A 23,869-nucleotide genomic window follows, 5' to 3' on the forward strand; every position below is an offset into this window, starting at 1 on the left:
ATGTTCATCGTGACTCCCCCTCCGGGACTGTTGCCAACACATCAGTCTGGCACCTAGATGCCGTAGGAGGGAGGAGTCCATTTCATTGCCCTACGGTCGGGCCTGGCGTAGGGCGAATAACCGTTCGCGGTTATCCGCCGATACACCCAGGCCATGAATGGCGCCGAGGTTGAACCCGGAGTGGCCCGGGGCCTACAGCGGCAACGGCCGCATGCGGCCACTGGCCTTGGCCGGCTCGCCGGCGTCCGGGGCGGTGCCGCGCAGCACCAGGCGGGTGATGGTTTCGGCGGCGGCCTCGAAGTCGGCGTCGCTGAGGCTGTCCTTGCCGGTGACCATGGAGATCTGCCAGTCGAAGTCGGCGTAGGTCTGGGTCGCCGCCCAGATGGTGAACAGCAGGTGGTGCGGGTCCACCGGGGCCAGCAGGCCGCGGTCGATCCAGCTCTGCAGGCAGGCGATGTTGCGCTGGGCCTGGGCGTTCAGCTCGTCCAGGTATTCCCTGGGCAGGTGCGGCGCGCCGTGCATCAGCTCGCTGGCGAACACCTTGGAGGCGTGCGGCAGCTCCTGGGAGATGCGCACCTTGGAGCGGATGTAGGCCTTGAGCGCCTCGGCCGGCTCGTCGTCCTCGCGGAACGGCGCGGAGGCCTGCAGCAGCGGCTCCACCACGCTTTCCAGCACGCTGCGGTAGAGGTTTTCCTTGGACTGGAAGTAGTAGTAGACGTTGGGCTTGGGCAGCCCGGCGCGCGCCGCGATGTCGCTGGTCTTGGTGGCGGCGAAGCCCTTTTCGGCGAACTCTTCGCTGGCGGCGCGGAGGATCAGGCGTCGGTTGCGTTCGCGAATGCTGGTCATGGTCTGCTGGGTCTTCTTGTGCGCGGTTGCCCATGGCTGGGCCGGCGATGGTAGCACCGGCCTCGCGGGCCCCTCAAGCAAGGGCCCTTTGCTGAAAGTTGACCCGCCGTTCAGCTTTTATGTAGAGTCTGCGGACCCCGGCGCCGCCACGGCGCCCGGCCTTCCAAGAGCTCGCCGCCATGTCCGACAGCCAACTGGTCGACCCCTTCGGCCGCCGCATCACCTACCTGCGCCTGTCGGTGACCGACCGTTGCGACTTCCGCTGCACCTACTGCATGAGCGAAGACATGCAGTTCCTGCCGCGCGACCAGGTGCTGAGCCTGGAGGAACTCTACGCCGTGGCCGACGCCTTCATCGCCCTGGGTGTGCGGCGCATCCGCATCACCGGCGGCGAGCCGCTGGTGCGCAAGGGCCTGAGCTCGCTGCTGGCGCGCCTGGGCGCGCGTCCCGAGCTGGAGGACCTGGCGATCACCAGCAACGGCTCGCAACTGGCCGGCCGCGCGGCCGAGCTGCGCGCCGCCGGGGTGCGCCGGCTGAACATCAGCCTGGATTCGCTGCGCCGCGAGCGCTTCGCCGCCTTCACCCGCAGCGACCGCCTGCCCCAGGTGCTGGCGGGGATAGAGGCGGCGCGGGCGGCGGGTTTCGAGCGCATCAAGCTCAACTGCGTGGTGCAGAAGGGGCGCAACGACGACGAGGTCTGCGAACTGGTGGAATACGCGCTGGCTCGCGGGCTGGACATCAGCTTCATCGAAGAGATGCCGCTGGGCAGCATCAGCAGCCACGACCGCGCGCAGACGCTGTGTAGCAGCGATGAGGTGCGCGCCCGCCTGGCCGAGCGCTGGCGACTGACGCCCAGCCTGGAGCGCAGCGGCGGCCCCTCGCGCTACTACCGCGTCGACGGGCTGCCCAGCCGCATCGGCTTCATCTCGCCGCACAGCCATAACTTCTGCGGCGACTGCAACCGCGTGCGCGTCACCGCCGAGGGCAGGCTGGTGCTCTGCCTCGGCCACGAAGGCGCGCTGGACCTGCGCCAGCTGCTGCGCAGCCACCCCGGCGACGCCGCCCGGCTGCGCGCGGCGCTGGTCGAGGCGCTGCAGCTCAAGCCCCAGCGCCACCACTTCGACGCCGCCGAGCAGGTCCAGGTGCTGCGCTTCATGAGCATGACCGGCGGCTGAGCCACGCCCGGGAACAACAAAACCAACAAGGAGAGTCCATGAAGCTCGCGGTCCTCGGCTGGGCGCTCGGCGCCGCCGTTTCCTCCCAGGCCATGGCGCAGACCTACGTGGTCGGCGTCGAAGACCTGCAATTCCTGCCGCACTACAGCACCGACGCCCAGGGCCGCTACCAGGGCTTCGCCCGCGAACTGCTCGACCGCTTCGCCGAGCATTGCGGCGTGCAGCTGGAGTACCGCCCGCTGCCGGTGGAGCGCCTGCTGCCGGCGCTGCTGGAAGGGCGCGTCGACCTCAAGTACCCGGACAACCCGGCCTGGGCCGAGGCGCAGAAGGCCGGCCACGCCCTGGTCTACAGCCGGCCGGCGGTGCAGTACGTCGACGGTGTGCTGGTCGCTCCGGCGCGCGTCGGCCAGGGCCTGCCGGCGCTCAAGCGCCTGGCCGTGGTGGACGGCTGGACGCCGCGCGGCTACCAGCAGGCCATCGAGCAGGGGCAACTGGCGCGGCTGCCCAGCGCCGATTTGCGGCAGATGATCCACCAGGCCCTGAAGAAGGAGGCCGACGGCGCCTACTTCAACGTGGTGGTCGCCACCTATTACCTGGACAACATCCGCGCCCGGCCCGGCGCCCTGGTCTTCGACCCGGGCCTGCCGCACACCCGCAGCGACTTCCGGCTGTCCAGCGAGCGGCACCCCGAGCTGGTCGGCTGCTTCGACCGCTTCCTCGTCGAGCAGGCGGCGCAAGTGGCCGCGCTGAAAGCCCGCCATGGCGTGGAGGCCAGCCTCGATCCGGCGCACCTGGGCGTGGAACAGTGGAAGCTGGACTACCTGGAGCGGCAAAAGGCCCGGCAGCAGGGACGAACGCCCTGACGGGGCTTTCCGTAGGCCACGGGCTTTCCCTAGAATCACGCGGCCGATGTGCTGCGAGGCCGATGTGAGCGAGAGTCAACTGAGAATTCCACTGGGCGACTGCTGCCTGGTTTGCGAGGGTTTCCGCCAGCGGGTGGCGGGGCGGCCGTCGCTGGAAGTCGACGGCGATCTGCTCTGGGCCCTGGAGCACAACAGCTGGCAGCCGCTGGCGGTGACGCTGGAACCGCTGGCCGACGGCGCCCGGGTTCGCCCGCTGCCGCTGCGGCGCCAGGCCGCCTTCGATGCGCAGCGGGTGCTGGAATGGCGCGACGACGAGGTGCGGATCGCCTGCCTGCCCGCCGTGCGCGATGCCCGGGCACTGCTCGACTGGTGCCGGGCGCGCTGGCCGGGGGCGGACTTCGGCGCGCAGGCGATCGATGCCCAGGCCTATGCCTGGGGCCGCCTGCTGCGCCTGGACTGCCGGCGCGCCGGGCTGGCCGTGGCCGGCCACGAGCACTTCCTGCTGCCCCATGCCTACCCTTGCGTGTACCTCGGCCACCTGGCCCTGGACTGGCGACGCTTGCGCTTCGAACCAAACGCCTGACGCCGTGATCTGAACAGAAGGCGCCTCGGTCGGCGACGGCGCCCGGGCTTTGCTTGTGCAACCGTGCTTGGCGGCGCGGAACCTCCGGCTTTCCCCGGCGGTCTGCTAGCGCGTCAAAGTGGAGGAGACCCAGAATGACAATCACAAAACGGGTAAGGCGGCTGGCGGCCGTGCTGGTGCTGGCGCAGTTGGGCGTGGTCGCCGAGGTGCCCCTGGCGCAGGCGGCGATGGTGGGCACCGGCGAGGTGCTGCAGGCGCAACAGCAGCACGTCGACCGCGAGCAACTGCTGCGCATGCTCGATGACCAGGGCGTGCAGAAGAAGCTGCAGTCCATGGGCGTGGAGCGCAGCCAGGTCGAGCAGCGCATCAAGAGCCTGTCCAACGAGGAGCTGGCGCAGTTCAACCAGCAGCTGGACCAGGCGCCGGCCGGTGGCATCATCGGCATCATCATCCTGTTCCTGCTGATCTTCATCATCACCGACATGCTCTGCATCACGCATATCTTCACCTTCGTGCGGTGCCAGCGTTGAGGCGTGCCGCCGCTGCCGTGGCCCTGGCGGCGCTGCTGCTCGGCGGCTGCGCCACGGCGCCGCGGCTGCCGGCGGAGGTCGACGCGCTGCCACGGCGCGTCGAGCTGGCCGAGGTGCAGTTCTTTCCCCAGCAGCAATACCAGTGCGGGCCGGCGGCGCTCGCCACCGTGCTCAACCAGCGCGGTGTGCGGGTGACGCCGAACCAGCTGAAGGAGCGGGTGTTCCTGCCGCAGCGCCAGGGCAGCCTGCAGGTCGAGCTGGTGGCCGCGGCGCGCGAGCGCGGCCTGCTGGTCTACCCGCTGCGCCCGCGCCTGGAGGACGTGCTCAAGGAAGTGGCCGCCGGCAACCCGGTGCTGGTGCTGCAGAACAACGGCCTGGACTGGTTGCCGATGTGGCACTACGCCGTGGTGGTCGGCTATGACCGCGACCGCCACGAACTGGTGCTGCGCTCCGGCATCACCCAGCGCCTGGTGATCGACTTCACCGCGTTCGACGTCACCTGGCGGCGCAGCGGGCGCTGGGCGGTGCTGACGCTGCCGGCCGACCGGCTGCCGGCCAGCGCCGAACCGACACGTTGGCTGCGCGCGGCCCACGACCTGGAGGAAACCGGGCAACAGGCCCTGGCCGACCAGGCCTACCGCACCGCCACCCGGGCCTGGCCGCAGGAGCCGCTGGGCTGGTTCGCCCTGGCCAACGCCCGCTATGCCGCCGGCGACCTGGGCGGGGCCGAAACGGCGCTGCGCCACAGCGTGGCCGCCCGGCCGGACTTCGCCGCCGCCTGGTACAACCTGGCCAACGTCATGGCCGAGCGCGGCTGCGGCGAGCAGGCCCGCGCCCCGGCGAGCTGCGCGCACCAGCTGGCGCCGACGGATGCGCGCTTCCTCCAGGCGCCCCGGGCGGCGCCGGTGGCTTCCGGGCAATGCAGCGCCGCGCCCGCCTGCCCCGCACTTTGAGGCGCCACGTGCATTTTCTTTGAACCGCTGCGCTTGGCCGCCGGCCTAAATGGCATTCCTCCAGGAGGTGCAGGCCATGGCCAGCGACAAGCAGCACCCGGCGGGCGATGGCGCCGGGAAGGTCCGCCCCGGTTCGGCCAGGGCTGGCGAGAAGGGCGATACCGCGGACGATCTTTCCGCCGAGGAGCGCCGCAAGGTCGAGAAGGCCCAGCCGCCCCGGGCGCTGGTGCTGCATGAGGTGATCCGCCTGCAGGGCAATCACGAGCTGGAGCGCACCCTGGCGGCGCTCTGGTGGTCGGCCCTGGCCGCCGGGCTGACCATCGGCCTGTCGCTGATGGCCATGGGTCTGTTCCGCGCCAGGCTGCCGGAGCACGACAGCGCGGCCATCGTCACCAGCCTCGGCTACCCGGTGGGGTTCCTCGCCATCATCCTCGCCCGCCAGCAGCTGTTCACCGAGAACACCCTGACCGCGGTGCTGCCGCTGATGAGCGAGCCGACCCTGCGCAAGGCCGGGCAGTTGCTGCGCCTGTGGGGCGTGGTGCTGCTGGGCAACGTCGTCGGCGCGCTGCTGTTCGCCTACGCCATGCTGCACCTGCCGATCTTCGATGCGAAGACCGACCAGGCCTTCCTCGAGATCGGCCGCGAGGTCATGGAGAACGACGGCTGGCAGATGTTCTCCCGCGGCATCGTCTCCGGCTGGATGATCGCCACCATGGTCTGGCTGGTGCCGGCGGCGGAGGGCGCCAAGGTGTGGATCATCATCCTGGTCACCTACCTGATGTCGCTGGGCAGCTTCAGCCATATCGTGGTCGGCACCTGCGAGGTCGGCTACCTGATGTGGGCTGGCGAGCTGGGCTGGAAGGCCTTCCTGCTGGACTTCGCGCTGCCGACGCTGGCCGGCAACATCGTCGGCGGCAGCCTGATCTTCGCCCTGATCAGCCACGCGCAGATCCGCAGCGACAGCGGCGCGCCAACGAAAACGGCGCCCTAGGGCGCCGTCGTCGTTCGCGGGGTAGGCTACACGCCCAGCTTGTCGCGCAGGTTGTAGTACCAGGCGCCGATCGCGGAGAAGGGCACCTGGAACATGCGGCCGCCCGGGAAGGGGTAGTGCGGCAGGTCGGCGAAGGCGTCGAAGCGCTCGGCCTGGCCGCGCAGGGCCTCGGCCAGCACCTTGCCGGCCAGGTGGGTGTAGGTGACGCCGTGGCCGCTGCAACCCTGGGAGTAGTAGATGTTGTCGCCGATCCGGCCGACCTGCGGCAGGCGCGACAGGGTCAGCAGGAAGTTGCCGGTCCAGGCGAAGTCGATCTTCACGTTCTTCAGCTGCGGGAACACCTTCAGCATCTTCGGACGAATGATGGCTTCGATGTTCGACGGATCACGGGCACCGTAGACCACGCCGCCGCCGAAGATCAGGCGCTTGTCGCTGGTCAGGCGGTAGTAGTCCAGCAGGTAGTTGCAGTCCTCGACACAGTAGTCCTGGGGCAGCAGGCTCCTGGCCAGCTCGTCGCCCAGCGGCTCGGTGGTGATCACCTGGGTGCCGCACGGCATGGACTTGGAGGCCAGCTCCGGAACCAGGCCGCCGAGGTAGGCGTTGCCGGCCACCACCACGAACTTGGCCTTCACGCGGCCCTGCGGGGTGTGCACCACCGGGTTGGCGCCACGCTCGATCTTCACCGCCGGGGACTGCTCGTGGATCACGCCGCCGAGGGATTCCACGGCCGCGGCTTCGCCCAGGGCGAGGTTCAGCGGATGGATGTGGCCGCCGCTCATGTCGAGCATGCCGCCGACGTAGCTGTCGGTGTTCACCACTTCGCGGATGCGCTTGGCGTCCATCAGCTCCAGCTGGGTGTGGCCGAAGCGCTCCCAGAGCTTCTTCTGCGACTCCAGGTGGCCCATCTGCTTGGCGCTGAGGGCGGCGAACACGCCACCGTCCTTCAGGTCGCACTGGATGTCGTACTTGGCGATGCGCTCACGGATGATGCGGCCGCCCTCGAAGGCCATCTGGCCGAGCAGTTGCGCCTGCTTCGGGCCGACGGTGCGTTCGATGACGTCGATGTCGCGGCTGTAGCTGTTGACGATCTGGCCGCCGTTGCGGCCGGATGCGCCGAAGCCGACCTTGGCGGCCTCCAGTACGGTCACCTTGAAGCCGTTCTCCAGCAGGAAGAGGGCGGTGGACAGACCGGTGTAGCCCGCGCCGATGATGCAGACGTCGGTTTCGGTCTCGCCCTTGAGCTCGGGGCGCGGCGGGACCGGATTGGCCGAGGCTGCATAGTAGGAAGTGGGATAAGAAGTGTGCGGCATATTGCACCTGTGTTTGTTATTTTTTACGAGATGGGCTGATGCTACCCGAGTCGAAATCACTCGGCTAGTGGCCGTGCAAAATTTTTTACGCGAGAACGAACATAAAAAAATTCCCTTTTTCAGGGGGTTAGCGAAAAAATGCTTGACGGCTCAACGCCTTCGCGTAGAATGCGCCCCCATCGCTAGGCACATAGCTCAGTTGGTTAGAGCACCACCTTGACATGGTGGGGGTCGTTGGTTCGAGTCCAATTGTGCCTACCAAATTCCCGCTTCGGCGGTAGCGAAAGGGCGATCTTAGGCGGTCGCCTTTTTCTTTAGGCACATAGCTCAGCTGGTTAGAGCACCACCTTGACATGGTGGGGGTCGTTGGTTCGAGTCCAATTGTGCCTACCAATTCACCGCTTCGGCGGTAGCAGAAAGGGCGATCCGCGAGGGTCGCCCTTTTTGTTTGTGCGCGTTTTTTTGGGCTGATCGCGGACGGAGTCCGCTCCTACGGTTCCAGGAAGCACGGTCGTAGGAGCGGACTCCGTCCGTGGATTTACCGGCCGCGCCGGGCGTCTCGGTGGCACGGCCAACGGCGGATAACCGCGAACGGTTATTCGCCCTACGTCATGGGAGGGCTTGGCGTAGGGCGCATAACGCCTACGGCGTTATCCGCCAAATCGCGGACAGAGTCCGCTCCTACGGTTCCAGGGAAGCACGGATGTAGGAGTGGACTCCGTCCGCGATTGGATTCACCGGCCGCGCCGGGCGTCCCTGCGGTGCTGCCTCAGCGGCGCTCGAAGCCGGGCCCGCCGCCATGGCCGCCACCACCGTGTCCGCCACCTCCCGGACCACCGAAGGGCGGGAAGAACGGCCAGCAGCCGGACAGCGAGACGAGGGCGAGCAGCAGCGCGACTTTGGTCAGTCTGGAAAGCATGGCGACACCTGGGTTGGAAAAACGGGTGCAAAGTAGACACGCCCGGGCCGCGGGTGTCCCGAAAAACCTGGTATCGGCAAGGTAAGGTTTGTATCGATGCCGATGCGTTCGCCTGCTTGGCTGATTGCCGTCCGTGCCGGTCGCCAATTGGCGGTGATCGGTATAGTTTGCCTGGCAAAAGTGCGGTGTTTCTCGGTTGTGGGAGGTGGCATGGGCGGTAGGTGGGCCGGCGTTCTCGGTGGTTTGCTGTTGGCGTGTATGGCCAGTGGACTGGCAGCGGCTTCCGGGCTGGCGGAATGGCCGGAGGGCTGGCAGGTGACGCGTTCGCCCGAGGCGCCGGACGAGGCTGCGGCGCTGCGCCGCGAGCGTGGCGTCAGGCTGGCGGCGGACGGCTCCCAGGCGCTGGTGGTGGAAATCACCCGTAGCCGCCTGGCCGAGGCGAAAGATGTGGATCTGCAGCGGGTGATCCTGCAGATGCGCAAGTCGCTGCAGGTCGACTTCCTGCGCCAGGGTTTCCAGGCGGCCTGCAGCAAGCCGCGGCAGGCCGTGCTGGGTGGGCTGGATGCTCTGGAACTGGTGTGCTCGGTCAGCCAGAACGGCAACGAGGTCCTGAGGCAGGTGGTGCAGGTGGCGCTGGGGCGGGAGGCGGCCTATTCGCTGACCTATGCCGCGCCGGCGGCGGAATACCCGCAGCGGCTCGCCGAGGTGGCGGCGTTCAAGGCCGGCCTGCGCCTGGAGTGAAATCGCCGGGCATGAAAAAGCCCCGGTCGGCGGGGCTTTTCGTCGGGTGCCGGTCAGGCGGCCAGGGTGCTCTGCACGCGGGCGATGACGGCTTGCAGCGGCTCTGCGGTTTGGTACTGCTGCGGGTAGAGCCGCTCGCTGTGGCAGGCGATGCCGTGCTCGTCCACCAGGGCGAAGCTGAAGCTGTCCTTGCGCGGTGCCAGGATGATGCAGTTGAGCGGGGCGAAAGCTGCCTTGAGGGTGCGGATCGCCTCCTGGATCTGAGTGCTTTTTTTCATATTGTCTTTCTTCCAAATAGTCACGGTCCTATGACCGCGTGAAACGTAAAAAACTCCGGTCGAACGCAGAATGCGTGATATCCATGACCGGAATGTGGCAGCGAATGAAAACTCGAAGGGTCTTTCGAGGGCGCCATGGCGGGAGAATACGCCAGCCCCCGAAGTTCGGGCTTGCCAAATATGTAAGGACGATTTGCTGCGTTCTCAAGAGGGAACGCTGGATACGCCTGCCAGTGAGTGGCTGCTGGCCGTGGCCCTGTATATCCCGACTGCGGCGCCCTGGTTGGGGTGGGTGGCGTCGGGAGGGGCGACCTGAAGTTCATGACTCGCGGCGGCATTATCCGAGTGTTGGCCGGGCCTTTCAAGTGCGAGTCGTCAGCGGATGTTTCCGCGAAAGCTCCCGCGGCGGCTTCGGCCGCCGCGGGACGGGGCATCACTTCTGCAGCCAGGACTCCACGGTCTCGGCGCCGTACTGCTGTTTCCAGGCCTTCAGTGTCTTGTGGTTGCCACCCTTGGTCTCGACCACTTCGCCGTTGTGCGGGTTCTTGTACACCTTCAACTGGCGGCTGCGGCGCGGGGCGCTGGCGGCTGGCGCTGCGGCGGCGGTGTTGGCGGTGCCCTGCGGATCGAGGATGTCGATGACGTTGCGCAGGTTCATGCCGTATTCATCCATCAGGGCCTGCAGCTGATCCTTGAATTCCAGTTCCTTCTTCAGGGAACTGTCGTTCTTCAGCTTTTCCAGCAGGGCCAGTTGTTCTTTGAGCAGGCGTTCGGCTTCACGGAATTCCGCGAGTTTGGACATGTTTGCACTCCAGGGCAGGTCATTCCGAAACGGATATCGGTGCGCAGCTGTTCGGCGACCATTGTGTTCGGAAAGTTATGTGGGCGGCGAATTATTAATTTAAATAAGCGGGCGACGCAATAATTAATCTTCGACCGGGTACTCTTCGCCGCAATGCGAAGGTCCTTCCCAATGTATGGGTTTATCGCCATGGTGCGAATCGCGGATAATCGCGCCCATCAACTAGATGGCGGTTCGCCATGGGTTCCGCCGATATCTTGCGTGCGCCATGCAACAGGGGATGTAGATGCTTTCGAATGTCCAGTCGTATTCGCTCAATGGACATGAACTGGCCTGCCTGGTGCAGGGGGAGGGCGTGCCGCTGGTGCTGGTGCACGGCTCGCTCTGCGATTACCGCTACTGGCAATGGCAGTTGCGCGGCCTGGGCGAGCGTTATCGCCTGCTGGCGCCCAGCCTTCGACATTATTACCCGCAGCGCTGGAATGGCGAGGGTGCGGACTTCACTACCGGCCAACACGTGGATGACCTGCTCGCGCTGATCGAAATGCAGGGCGAGCCGGTACACCTGCTGGGGCATTCGCGCGGCGGCAATATCTGCCTGCGCCTGGCGCTGGCGGCGCCCGAGCGCCTGCGTTCGCTGGTGCTGTGCGATCCGGGCGGGGATTTCGCCGCCGATCTGTTCCAGGCCGCCGGCGTGCCCGTGCCGGCGGCGCCGGCCGAGCGCAACCGTTTCCGCGAGCAGGCGCTGCAGCTGATCCGCCAGGGCGAGGTCGAGGCGGGCCTGGAACTGTTCGTCGACACCGTCAGTGGGCCCGGCATCTGGCGGCGTTCCTCGCGGCACTTCCGCGACATGGCCAGCGACAACGCCATGACCCTGATCGGCCAGGTCGCCGACCGCCCGGAGCCGCTCGGGCGCTCGCGCCTCGCCACCCTGGCGGTGCCGACCCTGCTGCTGCGCGGCGAACTCAGCCCCGAGCCCTTCCCGCAGGTGGTCGAGGCCCTGGCGCAGACGCTGCCGGACGTGCGCAGCGGCGTCATCGCCGGCGCTTCCCATGGCATGAACGCCACGCGGCCGGCCGCCTTTAACCGTGCCGTGCTCGCTTTCATCGACGCGCATTGATGCCGCTCGTCAGTTGCCCCGACATGCAGTACCATGGCGGCCTGCCCCGCTTGTCGGGGCTTCGTTCGTTTTTCTTCCAGTGATCTCCGTCCGCGCGCGCAAGCGCAGGGTGCCGAAAAGGCGCCTGCCACTGTGAGGCAGGCCTGCCCGGCGGGCGACGCTTACTGGCACATCCCAACCCATGTGGCCTTTCGTAGGGGTCACCACTAGGAGAGGAGGCGCCATGCCCATCATTACTCTTCCCGACGGTAGTCAGCGGTCCTTCGATCACCCGGTCAGCGTGGCCGAGGTGGCGCAATCCATTGGTGCGGGCCTGGCCAAGGCCACCGTGGCCGGCAAGGTCAACGGCAAGCTGGTCGATGCCTGCGACAAGATCGAGCACGACGCGACCCTGCAGATCATCACCCCGAAGGACGAGGAAGGGCTGGAGATCATCCGCCACTCCTGCGCGCACCTGGTCGGCCACGCGGTCAAGCAGCTGTACCCGAGCGCGAAGATGGTCATCGGCCCGGTGATCGACGAAGGCTTCTATTACGACATCTCCTTCGAGCGCCCCTTCACCCCCGAGGACATGGCGGCCATCGAGAAGCGCATGGCCGAACTGATCGACAAGGACTACGACGTCATCAAGAAGATGACGCCGCGCGCTGAGGTCATCGAGGTGTTCAAGTCCCGCGGCGAGGACTACAAGCTGCGCCTGGTCGAGGACATGCCCGACGAGAAGGCCATGGGCCTGTACTACCACGAAGAGTACGTGGACATGTGCCGCGGCCCGCACGTGCCCAACACCCGCTTCCTCAAGGCTTTCAAGCTGACCAAGATTTCCGGTGCCTACTGGCGCGGCGACTCGAAGAACGAGCAACTGCAGCGCATCTACGGCACCGCCTGGGCCGACAAGAAGCAGTTGGCCGCCTACGTCCAGCGCATCGAAGAGGCTGAAAAGCGCGACCACCGCCGCATCGGCAAGCAGCTGGACCTGTTCCACCTGCAGGAAGAAGCCCCGGGCATGGTGTTCTGGCACCCCAACGGCTGGACCGTCTACCAGGTGCTCGAGCAGTACATGCGCAAGGTGCAGCGCGAACATGGCTACGTCGAGGTTCGCACCCCGCAGGTCGTCGACCGCATCCTCTGGGAGCGTTCGGGCCACTGGTCGAACTATGCCGAGAACATGTTCACCACTTCATCGGAAAGCCGCGACTTCGCGGTCAAGCCGATGAACTGCCCGTGCCACGTGCAGATCTTCAACCAGGGCCTGAAGTCCTACCGCGACCTGCCGCTGCGCCTGGCCGAGTTCGGCGCCTGCCACCGCAACGAGCCCTCGGGCGCGCTGCACGGCATCATGCGCGTGCGCGGCTTCACCCAGGACGATGCGCACATCTTCTGCACCGAGGACCAGGTGAAGAAGGAAGCGGCCGACTTCATCAAGCTGACCCTGCAGGTCTACGCCGACTTCGGCTTCTCCGACATCTCCATGAAGCTGTCCACCCGTCCGGCCAAGCGCGTGGGTTCCGAAGAGCTGTGGGACCGCGCCGAGGGCGCGCTGGCCGACGCCCTGAACGAATCCGGGCTGGAGTGGGAATACCAGCCCGGCGAGGGCGCCTTCTACGGCCCGAAGATCGAGTTCACCCTGAAGGACTGCCTGGGCCGCAACTGGCAGTGCGGCACCCTGCAGTACGACCCGAACCTGCCGGAGCGCCTGGACGCCAGCTACATCGCCGAAGACAACAACCGCAAGCGCCCGGTCATGCTGCACCGTGCGATCCTCGGTTCCTTCGAGCGCTTCATCGGCATGCTGATCGAGCACTACGCCGGCCTGTTCCCGGCCTGGCTGGCGCCGACCCAGGCGGTGGTCATGAACATCACCGACAAGCAGGCCGATTTCGCCGAGGAAGTGGTCCGTACGCTCGAGGAAAGCGGATTCCGTGCCAAGTCCGACTTGAGAAACGAGAAAATCGGCTTTAAAATCCGCGAGCATACCTTGCTCAAGGTTCCCTATCTCCTGGTTATTGGGGACAGGGAGGTTGAATCGAAGGCCGTCGCCGTACGTACGCGCGAAGGGGAAGACCTCGGCTCGATGCCGCTTTCCCAGTTCGTCGAGCTGTTGACTCGGGCGGTTTCCCGGCGTGGTCGCCAAGACTCGGAGTAATCATTATTAAGCGTGAAATGAGACAGGATAAGCGGGCTCTCCCGAAACCGCCGATCAACGAGAACATCACCGCACGCGAAGTGCGTCTGATCGGTGCCGACGGTCAGCAGATCGGCGTAGTGTCCCTTGATGAGGCGCTGCGCCACGCCGACGAGGCCAAGCTGGACCTGGTTGAAATCTCTGCCGATGCGGTGCCTCCTGTCTGCCGCATCATGGATTACGGCAAGCACCTGTTCGAGAAGAAGAAGCAGGCGGCTGCGGCGAAGAAGAACCAGCACCAGCAACAGATCAAAGAAATCAAGTTTCGTCCAGGGACGGAAGAAGGGGATTACCAGGTAAAACTACGCAACCTGGTACGTTTCCTTAGTGAAGGGGACAAGGCCAAGGTATCCCTGCGATTCCGTGGTCGTGAGATGGCCCACCAGGAGCTGGGCATGGAGCTGTTGAAGCGGGTCGAGACCGACCTCGCCGAATACGGCACCGTGGAACAGCATCCCAAGCTGGAAGGACGCCAGCTGATGATGGTCATCGCTCCCAAGAAGCGTAAATAACCTCCCGGGCACTGGCAGGCCTGATGGTTATCAGTTGTTAACGAATGCGGAGTACCAAACATGCCAAAGATGAAAACCAAGAGTGGCGCCAAGAAGCGCTTCAAAGTGACTGCTGGTGGCATCAAGCACAAGCACGCTTTCAAGAGCCACATCCTGACCAAAATGACCACCAAGCGTAAGCGTCAGCTGCGCGGCACCTCGATGCTCGCTGCTTCCGACGTTCGCCGTGTAGAACGCTCCCTGCGTCTGCGTTGATTTCTGGTAGAGGATAGTTAAATGGCTCGTGTTAAGCGTGGCGTGATTGCCCGTCGTCGTCACAAGAAGATTCTGAAACTCGCCAAAGGCTACTACGGCGCGCGTTCCCGCGTGTTCCGCGTTGCCAAGCAGGCGGTGATCAAGGCCGGCCAATACGCCTACCGTGACCGTCGTCAGCGCAAGCGTCAGTTCCGCGCCCTGTGGATCGCCCGTATCAACGCTGGTGCTCGTCAGAACGGTCTGTCCTACAGCCGTCTGATCGCCGGCCTGAAAAAGGCGGCCATCGAGATCGACCGCAAGGTCCTGGCCGATCTGGCTGTGAACGAAAAAGCGGCGTTTACCGCGATTGTCGAGAAAGCGAAGGCCAGCCTGGCTTAAGCCCCACGACAGTTACCGGATTTCGGTCCGGACGTAACGTCACCGATAGGGGAAGAGCCTTACCGCTCTTCCCCTATTTTGTATCTGGAGTTGGTACATGGAAAACCTGGACGCGCTGGTTTCGCAGGCCCTGGACGCTGTGCGAAACACCGAAGACGTCAACGCCCTGGAGCAGATCCGGGTTCACTACCTCGGCAAGAAAGGCGAACTGACCCAGGTGATGAAGACCCTGGGCGACCTGCCGGCCGAGGAGCGCCCCAAGGTCGGTGCGCTGATCAACGTTGCCAAGGAAAAGGTCCAGGAGGCGCTCAACGCCCGCAAGACCGACCTGGAAGGCGCCGCGCTGGCGGCCAGGCTTGCGGCCGAACGCGTCGACGTGACCCTGCCGGGCCGCGGCCAGAGCTCCGGCGGCCTGCATCCGGTGACCCGTACCAAGGAACGCATCGAGCAATGCTTCACCCGCATCGGCTATGAAGTGGCCGAGGGCCCGGAAGTCGAAGACGACTACCACAACTTCGAAGCGCTCAACATCCCCGGCCACCACCCGGCGCGGGCGATGCACGACACCTTCTACTTCAACGCGAACATGCTGCTGCGCACCCACACCTCGCCGGTCCAGGTGCGCACCATGGAGAACCAGCGCCCGCCGATCCGCATCGTCTGCCCCGGCCGCGTGTACCGCTGCGACTCCGACCTGACCCACTCGCCGATGTTCCACCAGGTCGAAGGCCTGCTGGTCGACGAAGACGTCAGCTTCGCCGACCTCAAGGGCACCATCGAGGAATTCCTGCGCGCCTTCTTCGAGAAGGAATTCTCGGTGCGCTTCCGTCCCTCGTTCTTCCCCTTCACCGAGCCCTCGGCGGAAGTCGACATCCAGTGCGTGCTGTGCAGCGGCAAGGGCTGCCGCGTATGCAAGCAGACCGGCTGGCTGGAAGTCATGGGCTGCGGCATGGTGCACCCCAGCGTGCTGCGCATGTCCGGCATCGACCCGGAGAAATACCAGGGCTTCGCCTTCGGCATGGGCATCGAGCGCCTGGCCATGCTGCGCTACGGCGTGAACGACTTGCGCCTGTTCTTCGACAACGACCTGCGCTTCCTCGGGCAATTCCGCTAGGCCGCGCACGACGTCAACGACTTCTTAGGAGAACAGGATGAAATTCAGTGAACAATGGCTGCGGAGCTGGGTGAATCCGCAGGTTTCCCGCGACGAGCTGGTGGCTCGTCTGTCCATGGCCGGCCTCGAGGTCGACGCCGTGGTTCCCGTCGCCGGCGCCTTCAGCGGCGTGGTGGTGGGCGAGGTGCTGGGCACCGAACAACACCCGGACGCCGACAAGCTGCGCGTCTGCCAGGTCAGCAACGGCAGCGAGACCTTCCAGGTCGTCTGCGGCGCGCCCAACGTGCGCCCGGGCCTGAAGATCCCCTTCGCCATGATCGGCGCCGAACTGCCGGGCGACTTCAAGATCAAGAAGGCCAAGCTGCGCGGCGTGGAATCCAACGGCATGCTGTGCTCGGCCAAGGAGCTGGAAATCAGCGACGACAACGCCGGGCTGATGGAGCTGGCCGCCGACGCCCCGGTGGGCGCGAGCATCCGCGACTACCTGGCGCTGGACGACGCCTCCATCGAGATCGGCCTGACCCCCAACCGCGGCGACTGCCTGTCCCTGACCGGCCTGGCCCGCGAAGTCGGGGCGCTGTACTCGGCGCCGGTCACCTTCGTCGATGTGAAGCCGGTTGCCCCCGGCATCGATGAAGTCCGCTCCATCGAGTTGCTGGCGCCCAACGCCTGCCCGCGCTACCTGGGCCGCGTGATCCGCAACGTCGACCTGGGCAAGCCGACGCCGCTGTGGATGGTCGAGCGCCTGCGCCGTTCCGACATCCGCAGCATCGACGCCGCGGTGGACATCACCAACTACGTGATGCTCGAGCTGGGCCAGCCGATGCACGCCTTCGACCTCGACGAGATCAAGGGCGGCATCCGCGTGCGCATGGCCGAGGAGGGCGAGAAGCTGGTGCTGCTGGATGGCCAGGAAGTCACCCTGCGTGCCGATACCCTGGTGATCGCCGACCACGAACGCGCCCTGGCCATCGCCGGCGTCATGGGTGGCGAGCACAGCGGCGTCAGCGCCAAGACCCGCGACCTGTTCCTGGAAAGCGCCTTCTTCGACAACATCGCCGTCGCCGGCAAGGCCCGTTCCTATGGCCTGCACACCGACGCCTCGCACCGCTACGAGCGTGGCGTGGACTTCCAGCTGGCCCGTCGCGCCATTGAGCGCGCCACCGAGCTGCTGCTGCAGATCGTCGGCGGCGAGGCCGGGCCGGTGGTCGAGCAGGTCAGCGAGGCCCACCTGCCCAAGGTCGAGCCGGTCGTGCTGCGCGCCGAGCGCGTCGAGCAGATGCTCGGCATGAAGATGGAAGCCGCGGAAATCGAGCGCCTGCTCACCGCCCTGGAGTTCCAGGTGCAGGCCGAAGGGGAAGGGCGCTGGAAGGTCGGCGTGCCCAGCCACCGCTTCGACGTTTCCCTGGAAGTGGACCTGATCGAGGAACTGGGCCGCCTGTACGGCTACAACCGCCTGCCGGTCCGCTACCCGCAGGCCCGCCTGGCGCCCAACACCAAGTCGGAAACCCGGGCCGAGCTGCCGGCGCTGCGCCGCCTGCTGGTCGCCCGCGACTACCAGGAAGCCATCACCTACAGCTTCATCGATCCCAAGCTGTTCGAACTGTTCAGCCCGGGCGCGAAGCCGCTGATGCTGGCCAACCCGATCTCCGCCGACATGGCCGCCATGCGCGCCTCGCTGTGGCCGGGCCTGGTCAAGGCGCTGCAGCACAACCTCAACCGCCAGCAGACCCGCGTGCGCCTGTTCGAGAGCGGCCTGCGCTTCGTCGGCCAACTCGAGGGCCTGCAGCAGGAAAACATGCTGGCCGGCGTGATCTGCGGCAGCCGCGAGCCGGAAGGCTGGAGCAACGTCCGTGAAGGCGTGGACTTCTTCGACATCAAGGCCGACGTCGAAGCCCTGCTGGCCAGCGCCAGTGCCGCCGATGCCTTCGCCTTCGTCCCCGGCGAGCACCCGGCGCTGCACCCGGGCCAGACCGCCCGCGTCGAGCGCGATGGCGAACTGGTCGGCTACGTCGGTGCCCTGCACCCCGAGCTGGCCAAGGCCCTGGACCTGGATCGCCCGGTCTACCTGTTCGAACTGGTGCTGGGCGAACTGGTCCGTGGCCGCCTGCCGAAGTTCAGCGAACTGTCGCGTTTCCCCGAGGTGCGCCGCGACCTGGCGCTGGTGGTCAACCGCGATATCCCGGCGGAATCCATCCTGTCGACCATCCGCGAAGAGGCCGGCGAATTCCTGACCGACCTCAGGCTGTTTGATGTCTATCAGGGTAAAGGTATTGATCCGCTTGGAAAAAGCTTGGCCGTCGGCTTGACCTGGCAGCATCCATCACGCACTCTTAACGATGACGAGGTGAACGCGACTACGCAGAAAATCGTCGCCTCGCTGGAGCAAAGGTTCAACGCCACGTTAAGGAAGTAGCGTATGGGGGCTCTGACGAAAGCTGAGATTGCCGAACGTCTGTATGAAGAGCTGGGCCTGAACAAACGGGAAGCCAAGGAACTGGTGGAGCTCTTCTTCGAAGAGATCCGCCAGGCGCTGGAGCATAACGAACAGGTGAAACTGTCCGGTTTCGGCAATTTCGACCTGCGCGACAAACGCCAGCGCCCGGGGCGCAACCCGAAGACGGGAGAGGAAATCCCGATCACGGCCCGCCGCGTCGTCACCTTTCGTCCAGGCCAGAAACTGAAAGCCAGGGTTGAGGCTTATGCTGGAACCAAGTCATAACGACGAACTGCCCCCCATTCCGGGCAAGCGCTACTTCACCATCGGTGAAGTGAGCGACTTGTGCGCAGTGAAACCGCACGTGCTGCGGTATTGGGAACAGGAGTTCCCGCAGCTCAACCCGGTCAAGCGCCGCGGCAACCGCCGGTACTATCAGCGCCAGGACGTGCTGATGATCCGCCAGATCCGCGCGCTCCTGTACGACCAAGGCTTCACCATCGGCGGGGCGCGCCAGCGTCTCTCCGGCGACGAAGCCCGCGAAGACATCACCCAGTACAAGCAACTCATCCGCCAGATGATCGCGGAACTGGAAGACGTTCTTCACGTGCTGCGCAAGTAGCTGAAAAAAATGAAAAAAGTGCTTTGCCGAAAGAAAACCTTACGGTATAGTGCGATCCGCCAACCGGGCAACCGGAAAGCAACGTCGGGGCGTAGCGCAGCCTGGTAGCGCACTTGCATGGGGTGCAAGGGGTCGAGTGTTCGAATCACTCCGTCCCGACCAAAAATCCCTAGAAAATCCAGTCACTTAGCAGTGACTGGATTTTTTTATGCCTGATGGTTTTGTTGCGATTCCAGGACAATGGCTTTCTGGTTGCCAATTGGTTGCCAATTGAGATTGGCTTATCCATGATGTCTTTTTGGCTATTTGGTCACAAAAGCCGAGCCCAAGGTCTCATGTTGGTGGTGCAGGGCGCATAGCCAGAGACTGAGGGCCCAATTTTTGTTGGGGAGCTTGAATAATGCTTGGATTGACTTTACGGGAAGAGTTTCGAGGTAAGCGCCTCAAAGGGACAGCAATCGAGCTCTCCAACGACGCAAATACTGGTGCGACGCAAATTGCCGCACAGCAGTTTCTTGAGATCACCTATCCGACCCATGACCTATTAAAGGGCATTGAGGCCGTAGGCCCTAACCAAGGACGCCCGGTGGTAGTGATCGGAGAGCGTGGTCTGGGTAAGTCCCACTTGATGGCTGCTCTTTATCACGCCGTTAACGATCCAGTATCGACTGGGGCCTGGCTAAAGGGATGGGCTGCCACGCTAGGTGATGCCAATGTCAGTCAGATTGCTTTGCGCAATGGAATGTTGGTCATTGGCGAGAGCCTTCACCGCCAGCGCTACAAGTTTCTGTGGGATTTGTTGTTCGAGCGCCATCCTCGTGGCGAATTCATCAAAGGTAAGTGGGAGGGTATGGGGGCGGCTAAGACCGATATCCCATCTGACAAGCTCATCGTTGAGCTCCTAGAGCACACGCCAACAATGTTGCTGCTGGATGAATTCCAGACCTGGTACGACGGCCTGACCAATACCAAGCAGTACCCATGGAAGAACTGGGCGTTTAACTTTATCCAGATCCTTTCGGAGATTGCCAAGGAGCGGCCAGATTTGCTGGTGCTCGTGATCTCCGTTCGTAATGGTGGCAGCGATGCCTACCAGCAGGTACACCGCGTTAATCCGGTAGCCATTGACTTCAAGGCGGGGGGCAATGCTGAGCGCATCCAGCAGGATCGGCGGCGAATGTTGCTGCACCGTTTGTTCGACAACCGTCTTCAGATAGCTGACGGCACTATTGAGTCACTGGTCGCCCAGCACGTCTCAGAATACTTCCGCCTGCTTGATGTGCCGCCGGCCGAGCAGGAGCGCAAGCGCCGCGAATTCACCGAGTCTTGGCCTTATGCACCGCACCTGTTGCGTCTGCTGGAGGAGCAGGTGCTGATCGCCACTGACGCGCAGGAAACACGCGACATGATTCGCATCCTGGCCAACCTTTACAAGAGCCGTGGCGAAGCCGTGCCTGTGCTCACCGCCGCCGACTTCCGGCTGGATGACGATGCCTCGGGCATTGGCGCGCTGCTGGACTCGGTGTCCAACGAGCACCATCGCACCCTGCGAGAAAAGGCACAGCACAACATCATCTCGGTAACCGAGGCAGTGTACGACCACGCAAATCTTGCGCCGCACCTGCAAGAAATCGTGGGGGCACTGTGGCTGCGGTCGATTGCCGTTGGCAATCTTGCTGGGGCCGATCCAGCCACGCTGCAGGTTGACATCACGCGTAGCAAGCCGGTGGACAGTAATGCCTTCCAGGTTGAGCTGGCGACGATTGTTGAGAACAGCTTCAACATCCATCAAGACGGCCCACGCCTGGTCTTCCGTGAGGAAGAAAACCCACGGGCCAAATTGATGGCTTGTGCCCGTAACGACAAACTGTTCACCGATGGCTCTGATCAGGCACAGCTGGCCAAGCAGGTTCGCTACGTTATCGGCGGCAGCGACGAGGTCGCAAAAAACTTCCGTGTAATTGCGTTGCCGAGATCCTGGCAGGCAGATCCATGGACACCACTTGACGAAGCCGAGCAGCCTGAGCGCTGGGATGACCGTCTGCCCGTCCTGGTACTACCGGAAGAGCCGGAAAAAATCGATCAGGCACTCGGTCGTTGGCTCAAAGATCACCTGCAAAAGCGCCGAAACACAATTCGCTTCCTGCTGCCCAGATCTGGTTCCACCAATGCATTCCTGGATCGAGATCTGCTCATCCTCGCACGCGCTGAAATGAAGGCGCTGGAATGGAGCGGTCAGAGCCCGGAATACAAAAAGCTGCACAAAGAGTTCGAAGGCACCTTGCGTGAAAACCTTAAGAGGCGCTTTGACCGTTTCGCGGTACTGCACCGCTATGATCACCAGAGCCCACTGCAATCCCTGTTCAGTGTCGAGCATCTGAAAAAGCAAGGCGCACAAATCCCAGAAGGTATCGAGGAAACGTTGACCAACGATCTTTTCGTGCCTGAAGACTTCGAAGACCTCGTGCTCGAGGCCGCCTCGGAAAATGCGCCCCTTGGCAAGCTACTGCGCGAACTGCAGGAACCACGCCCGGCTGGCCAGGACTGCATCCCCTGGCTGGGTGAAACCGCCATGAAGGAGCGCATCCTGCGCCTGTGCGCACGCGGCAAGATCGCCATCAACCTGCGTAATCTGGAGCATCTGCAAACCCACGCAGGCGAAGACGAGGAATCGGCGTGGCGGCGCTTGCGGCCCAAACTTTCCTACACCGGGCGTCAACTGGATGAAGTTTTCCTCATGGAGCCCTCAGCCGTGCCCGCTACCGGCGGCACTACGCCACCCGTGCCGCAGCTACCCGCAGCTGGAAACGGAGGCGACATCTTTGGCGGTGGCACCGCTCCCGGGGTACAAGAGCCGCACCCCGGTACTTCGCCCGAGCCAGCCCCAGCACCTGGCGAAATCTTCGGTGGTACTGGCAGTACTACCAAACCGCGTATCCCGCTCTCCAACCCGCCAACCTCGCCGCTCAACCTGATCGGCAAGCTTGAAGGATGGGGCATTGGCCCAGCCACGCCCGTGGCAGAGGTCTCGATCAAAGTGTCTGCTGGTCAAAACACGCAGATTACCGGTGCACAGCTCAAGGAACTGCTTAAGAAGTTGCCAGACGGAATGACTTTCGAGCTGAGCCTTGAGAAGGAGGACAGCTGATGGCACTCGATGCAGCAATATTGCAGCGCCTAACTCAAGGTTCCGCATCGGATGCGTGGCAATTCATTATTGAGCGCACGCTTGATATCGCTTCACGACCATTGGCCGAGGGCAACGCACCGGGCGAGGTCGTCAAGCGCGACCGAGAGATCGGAGAGCTTGATCTGTTTCTCGCTTCCAGTGGTTGGGATCTGTGGCAGTGTTTCGGTCAGCCCGAGATCAGTGGTGTCGAGCGCACCTCTGATCGTCTAGCTCGCTGGTGGGCCGAGCCGAGCTATGGCAATAGCGCCGCCCGGGCTGTGCTGGTTCTGGATGCTTTGAGCTTGCGCGAGCTGCCCTGGTTGCTGCAGGGGGCCAAAGAGCGCGGTTTTACTCTGCAAGGTGTTACAGCTACCGCCTCCGAGTTGCCTAGTGAAACCAACCAATTCGCCCGTGCACTGGGCTTGGCAAGTCGCAGTCAATTGCAGGCCAATGGAGGTGGATTAGCTCACAAGCTGCAACCGGCTCAGACCGAGACCATCGATCTACCTTGGAAGGACTGTGAAAGTCTGGTTGTTAGTGCGTCCGGGGCGAAGAACTGGTTGTTCTGGCATCACTGGCCGGATGCCAAGCTGCATGACTATGGTGCAGGCCAGGGGCTGGAGCTGCTGACCAAGGATGCCGCGCAGCAGCTTTCCAGTGACGACTTCTGGGCTTTTGTTGAGCGCCTTGCCATTGGGCGGCGCTTGGTCATCACTTCGGATCACGGCTACGCCGCTACCGGCTATTTCCCCGATGCCGATGGTGAGGTTGCTGCCCATCTGAAACAGACTTTTTCCAGCGGGCGTAGTAAAGCTGGTAATGGTGATGCAGGCCCCTTCGTTCCTCCGGTTGCCTTGCAAATTCAGAGTCCTCACGGCGCTCATTTGTTGGCTATGGGACGAAGAAAATGGCGTAGCCAAGGCGGTTACCCGACTCTGACGCACGGAGGCCTCTCGCTGCTGGAGGTGTTGTCGCCATTTGTTGAGCTGACCAAATAGGCGGGCACGATATGGCGGCAGCAGATTTGCCTGACGAGCTCTTCAACGAAGTACAGGGCGCTTTTCGTAAAGCTCCAGTGCTCCTTGTCGGGTCTGGATTCTCTTGCGGCTATGGCCTTCCTGGCATGGGAGCTTTGGCAGAGCACTTGGCAAATACCGTTGACGACGTGCTGACCACAGATGAAGCAAAAAATGCTTGGGCACAGGCAATTGATGCGATCAAGGAAAACCTGGAAGCGGGGCTCAACAATATTCCGCTGGGGGCTGTGGGTTGGGCCGAAATCGTTTCTGCCATTCGCAGCGAGACGGCCCGGTTGATACTGGGAAAAACTGCCACTGCCGAATCGAAGGTGCTTCAAGAAAAAGCGGATGGAGGGCACGCACCATCACGCCTTCTGAATCGACTGTTCGATGGTTCGCCGCAGAATGCGGAAGGCATTCACGTTATCACGACCAACTACGACACGTTGTTGGAGCTGTTTTGTGATCTGGCGGGATTACCCCTTGATACAGGCTTCGCCGGGTTTCGTCGGCGTAAACCGCGCCCTCAGCCAATATTCCAGAATCAGTACAACCGAGTTTGGGTTGCTGAAAAGCGCCTGCAGCAATTTGATCACAGGCTTTGCAAAACCGTTCGCCTTTACAAGCCCCACGGTTCAATTAGTTGGCTGACCACCGATGAGGGACCGATGGAGGTGCTCAACGATGCCGCCACAATAGGTCGAGCCATTGTTGTGCCCGGCCCGTCGAAGTACCAAGACGCATTGGTCAACACCCTATTCGACGAAATGCGTACTGCTATGAATGCGGCGCTTGCCGATGCTCAGGCGCTGTTGTGTATCGGATTTGGCTTCAACGACGACCATTTGCAAGGCGTCATCAAGCGGCGCCTGGCTGCAGGTATGCCAGCAATCATTATCACGCGCGATCCGACCCCTAACATTGAACAACTGCTTGATGAGCATCCTCACGTAATCGCCTTCTTTAAGGATGGTAATGGGGCGGTTTGTCGCTGGAACGGGAATGCGCTGCGCTCACCAGAGCCAATCTGGCAGCTTGATGACTTTTTGAAGAAATTTGTGGAGTAA

The 23,869-nt window shown here is 63.7% G+C and carries 24 protein-coding genes and 3 tRNA genes; 22 read left to right on the top strand and 5 right to left on the bottom strand.

The window, feature by feature from the left end:
• Positions 1-192: 192 nt before the first annotated feature.
• A complete protein-coding gene (locus CHC02_RS28515; protein WP_089394746.1) occupies positions 193-846 on the bottom strand; it encodes a TetR/AcrR family transcriptional regulator in 654 nt (217 codons plus the stop codon).
• Positions 847-1,025: 179 nt separating this feature from the next.
• Here CHC02_RS28515 and moaA point away from each other — a divergent pair, with 179 nt between their 5' ends.
• From moaA to CHC02_RS28545, 6 genes are all read left to right on the top strand, one after another.
• Positions 1,026-2,021, top strand: a complete 996-nt coding sequence (gene moaA / locus CHC02_RS28520; RefSeq protein ID WP_089394747.1) for a GTP 3',8-cyclase MoaA — start codon at positions 1,026-1,028, stop codon at positions 2,019-2,021.
• A gap of 38 nt (positions 2,022-2,059) precedes the next feature.
• Complete coding sequence (locus CHC02_RS28525; RefSeq protein ID WP_089394748.1) at positions 2,060-2,884, top strand: substrate-binding periplasmic protein; 825 nt, start codon at positions 2,060-2,062, stop codon at positions 2,882-2,884.
• A 64-nt stretch (positions 2,885-2,948) separates the two neighbouring features.
• Complete coding sequence (locus tag CHC02_RS28530) at positions 2,949-3,467, top strand: hypothetical protein (RefSeq protein WP_139210265.1); 519 nt, start codon at positions 2,949-2,951, stop codon at positions 3,465-3,467.
• A 134-nt stretch (positions 3,468-3,601) separates the two neighbouring features.
• Complete coding sequence (locus CHC02_RS28535) at positions 3,602-3,997, top strand: PA2779 family protein (protein ID WP_009616989.1); 396 nt, start codon at positions 3,602-3,604, stop codon at positions 3,995-3,997.
• A complete protein-coding gene (locus CHC02_RS28540) occupies positions 3,994-4,950 on the top strand; it encodes a PA2778 family cysteine peptidase (RefSeq protein WP_089394750.1) in 957 nt (318 codons plus the stop codon). The genes CHC02_RS28535 and CHC02_RS28540 overlap by 4 nt, the downstream gene beginning before the upstream one ends.
• A 76-nt stretch (positions 4,951-5,026) precedes the next feature.
• On the top strand, positions 5,027-5,941 hold the full coding sequence (locus CHC02_RS28545; protein WP_089394751.1) for a formate/nitrite transporter family protein: 915 nt from the start codon (positions 5,027-5,029) through the stop codon (positions 5,939-5,941).
• Positions 5,942-5,967: 26 nt separating this feature from the next.
• On the opposite strand, the gene CHC02_RS28550 is transcribed toward CHC02_RS28545, so the two are convergent.
• Positions 5,968-7,251 (bottom strand): NAD(P)/FAD-dependent oxidoreductase, encoded by a 1,284-nt coding sequence (locus CHC02_RS28550; protein WP_089394752.1) that lies wholly within the window; start codon positions 7,249-7,251, stop codon positions 5,968-5,970.
• 184 nt (positions 7,252-7,435) lie between these two features.
• On the opposite strand from CHC02_RS28550, the gene CHC02_RS28555 reads away from it, so the two are divergent.
• Together CHC02_RS28555 and CHC02_RS28560 are read left to right on the top strand one after the other, a co-directional pair.
• Positions 7,436-7,512, top strand: a tRNA-Val gene (locus CHC02_RS28555).
• 55 nt (positions 7,513-7,567) lie between these two features.
• Positions 7,568-7,644, top strand: a tRNA-Val gene (locus CHC02_RS28560).
• A 376-nt stretch (positions 7,645-8,020) separates the two neighbouring features.
• Here CHC02_RS28560 and CHC02_RS30325 read toward each other — a convergent pair.
• Complete coding sequence (locus CHC02_RS30325) at positions 8,021-8,170, bottom strand: hypothetical protein (protein WP_162839902.1); 150 nt, start codon at positions 8,168-8,170, stop codon at positions 8,021-8,023.
• A 258-nt stretch (positions 8,171-8,428) separates the two neighbouring features.
• Between CHC02_RS30325 and CHC02_RS28565 the strand changes: the two genes are divergently transcribed.
• Positions 8,429-8,911 (top strand): DUF4946 domain-containing protein, encoded by a 483-nt coding sequence (locus CHC02_RS28565; protein WP_280523307.1) that lies wholly within the window; start codon positions 8,429-8,431, stop codon positions 8,909-8,911.
• Positions 8,912-8,964: 53 nt separating this feature from the next.
• Here CHC02_RS28565 and CHC02_RS28570 read toward each other — a convergent pair whose 3' ends face one another.
• Complete coding sequence (locus CHC02_RS28570; RefSeq protein ID WP_089394754.1) at positions 8,965-9,189, bottom strand: hypothetical protein; 225 nt, start codon at positions 9,187-9,189, stop codon at positions 8,965-8,967.
• Between the two features lie 433 nt (positions 9,190-9,622).
• Positions 9,623-9,991: a histone-like nucleoid-structuring protein, MvaT/MvaU family gene (locus CHC02_RS28575; RefSeq protein WP_089394755.1), complete on the bottom strand. Its 369-nt coding sequence runs from the start codon at positions 9,989-9,991 to the stop codon at positions 9,623-9,625.
• Between the two features lie 286 nt (positions 9,992-10,277).
• On the opposite strand from CHC02_RS28575, the gene CHC02_RS28580 reads away from it, so the two are divergent.
• The 13 genes from CHC02_RS28580 (at position 10,278) to CHC02_RS28645 (ending at position 23,869) form a co-directional block, all read left to right on the top strand.
• Entirely contained in the window at positions 10,278-11,111 is an 834-nt protein-coding gene (locus CHC02_RS28580) for an alpha/beta fold hydrolase (protein WP_089394756.1), read from the top strand.
• Positions 11,112-11,334: 223 nt separating this feature from the next.
• Positions 11,335-13,257 (top strand): threonine--tRNA ligase, encoded by a 1,923-nt coding sequence (thrS, locus tag CHC02_RS28590; RefSeq protein WP_043270648.1) that lies wholly within the window; start codon positions 11,335-11,337, stop codon positions 13,255-13,257.
• Positions 13,257-13,808, top strand: a complete 552-nt coding sequence (infC, locus tag CHC02_RS28595; RefSeq protein WP_176450353.1) for a translation initiation factor IF-3 — start codon at positions 13,257-13,259, stop codon at positions 13,806-13,808. Before thrS ends, infC begins: the two co-directional genes overlap by 1 nt.
• 60 nt (positions 13,809-13,868) lie before the next feature.
• On the top strand, positions 13,869-14,063 hold the full coding sequence (rpmI, locus tag CHC02_RS28600) for a 50S ribosomal protein L35 (protein ID WP_009617012.1): 195 nt from the start codon (positions 13,869-13,871) through the stop codon (positions 14,061-14,063).
• A 21-nt stretch (positions 14,064-14,084) separates the two neighbouring features.
• Positions 14,085-14,441, top strand: coding sequence for a 50S ribosomal protein L20 (gene rplT, locus CHC02_RS28605; RefSeq protein ID WP_003099086.1), 357 nt, complete (start codon positions 14,085-14,087; stop codon positions 14,439-14,441).
• A 97-nt stretch (positions 14,442-14,538) separates the two neighbouring features.
• Complete coding sequence (gene pheS, locus CHC02_RS28610) at positions 14,539-15,555, top strand: phenylalanine--tRNA ligase subunit alpha (protein ID WP_089394758.1); 1,017 nt, start codon at positions 14,539-14,541, stop codon at positions 15,553-15,555.
• 37 nt (positions 15,556-15,592) lie between these two features.
• Entirely contained in the window at positions 15,593-17,971 is a 2,379-nt protein-coding gene (pheT, locus tag CHC02_RS28615) for a phenylalanine--tRNA ligase subunit beta (protein ID WP_089394759.1), read from the top strand.
• Positions 17,972-17,974: 3 nt separating this feature from the next.
• Positions 17,975-18,277, top strand: coding sequence for an integration host factor subunit alpha (ihfA, locus tag CHC02_RS28620; RefSeq protein WP_003090661.1), 303 nt, complete (start codon positions 17,975-17,977; stop codon positions 18,275-18,277).
• Positions 18,258-18,614: a MerR family transcriptional regulator gene (locus CHC02_RS28625; RefSeq protein ID WP_009617038.1), complete on the top strand. Its 357-nt coding sequence runs from the start codon at positions 18,258-18,260 to the stop codon at positions 18,612-18,614. Before ihfA ends, CHC02_RS28625 begins: the two co-directional genes overlap by 20 nt.
• An 85-nt stretch (positions 18,615-18,699) precedes the next feature.
• A tRNA-Pro gene (locus tag CHC02_RS28630) sits at positions 18,700-18,776 on the top strand.
• A gap of 238 nt (positions 18,777-19,014) precedes the next feature.
• Positions 19,015-21,762 (top strand): DUF499 domain-containing protein, encoded by a 2,748-nt coding sequence (locus CHC02_RS28635; RefSeq protein ID WP_089394760.1) that lies wholly within the window; start codon positions 19,015-19,017, stop codon positions 21,760-21,762.
• Positions 21,762-22,781, top strand: coding sequence for a hypothetical protein (locus CHC02_RS28640; RefSeq protein WP_089394761.1), 1,020 nt, complete (start codon positions 21,762-21,764; stop codon positions 22,779-22,781). The genes CHC02_RS28635 and CHC02_RS28640 overlap by 1 nt, the downstream gene beginning before the upstream one ends.
• An 11-nt stretch (positions 22,782-22,792) precedes the next feature.
• Positions 22,793-23,869: an SIR2 family protein gene (locus CHC02_RS28645; RefSeq protein ID WP_167364873.1), complete on the top strand. Its 1,077-nt coding sequence runs from the start codon at positions 22,793-22,795 to the stop codon at positions 23,867-23,869.

The sequence above is a fragment of the Pseudomonas delhiensis genome, assembly GCF_900187975.1.
Lineage (GTDB): Bacteria > Pseudomonadota > Gammaproteobacteria > Pseudomonadales > Pseudomonadaceae > Pseudomonas > Pseudomonas delhiensis.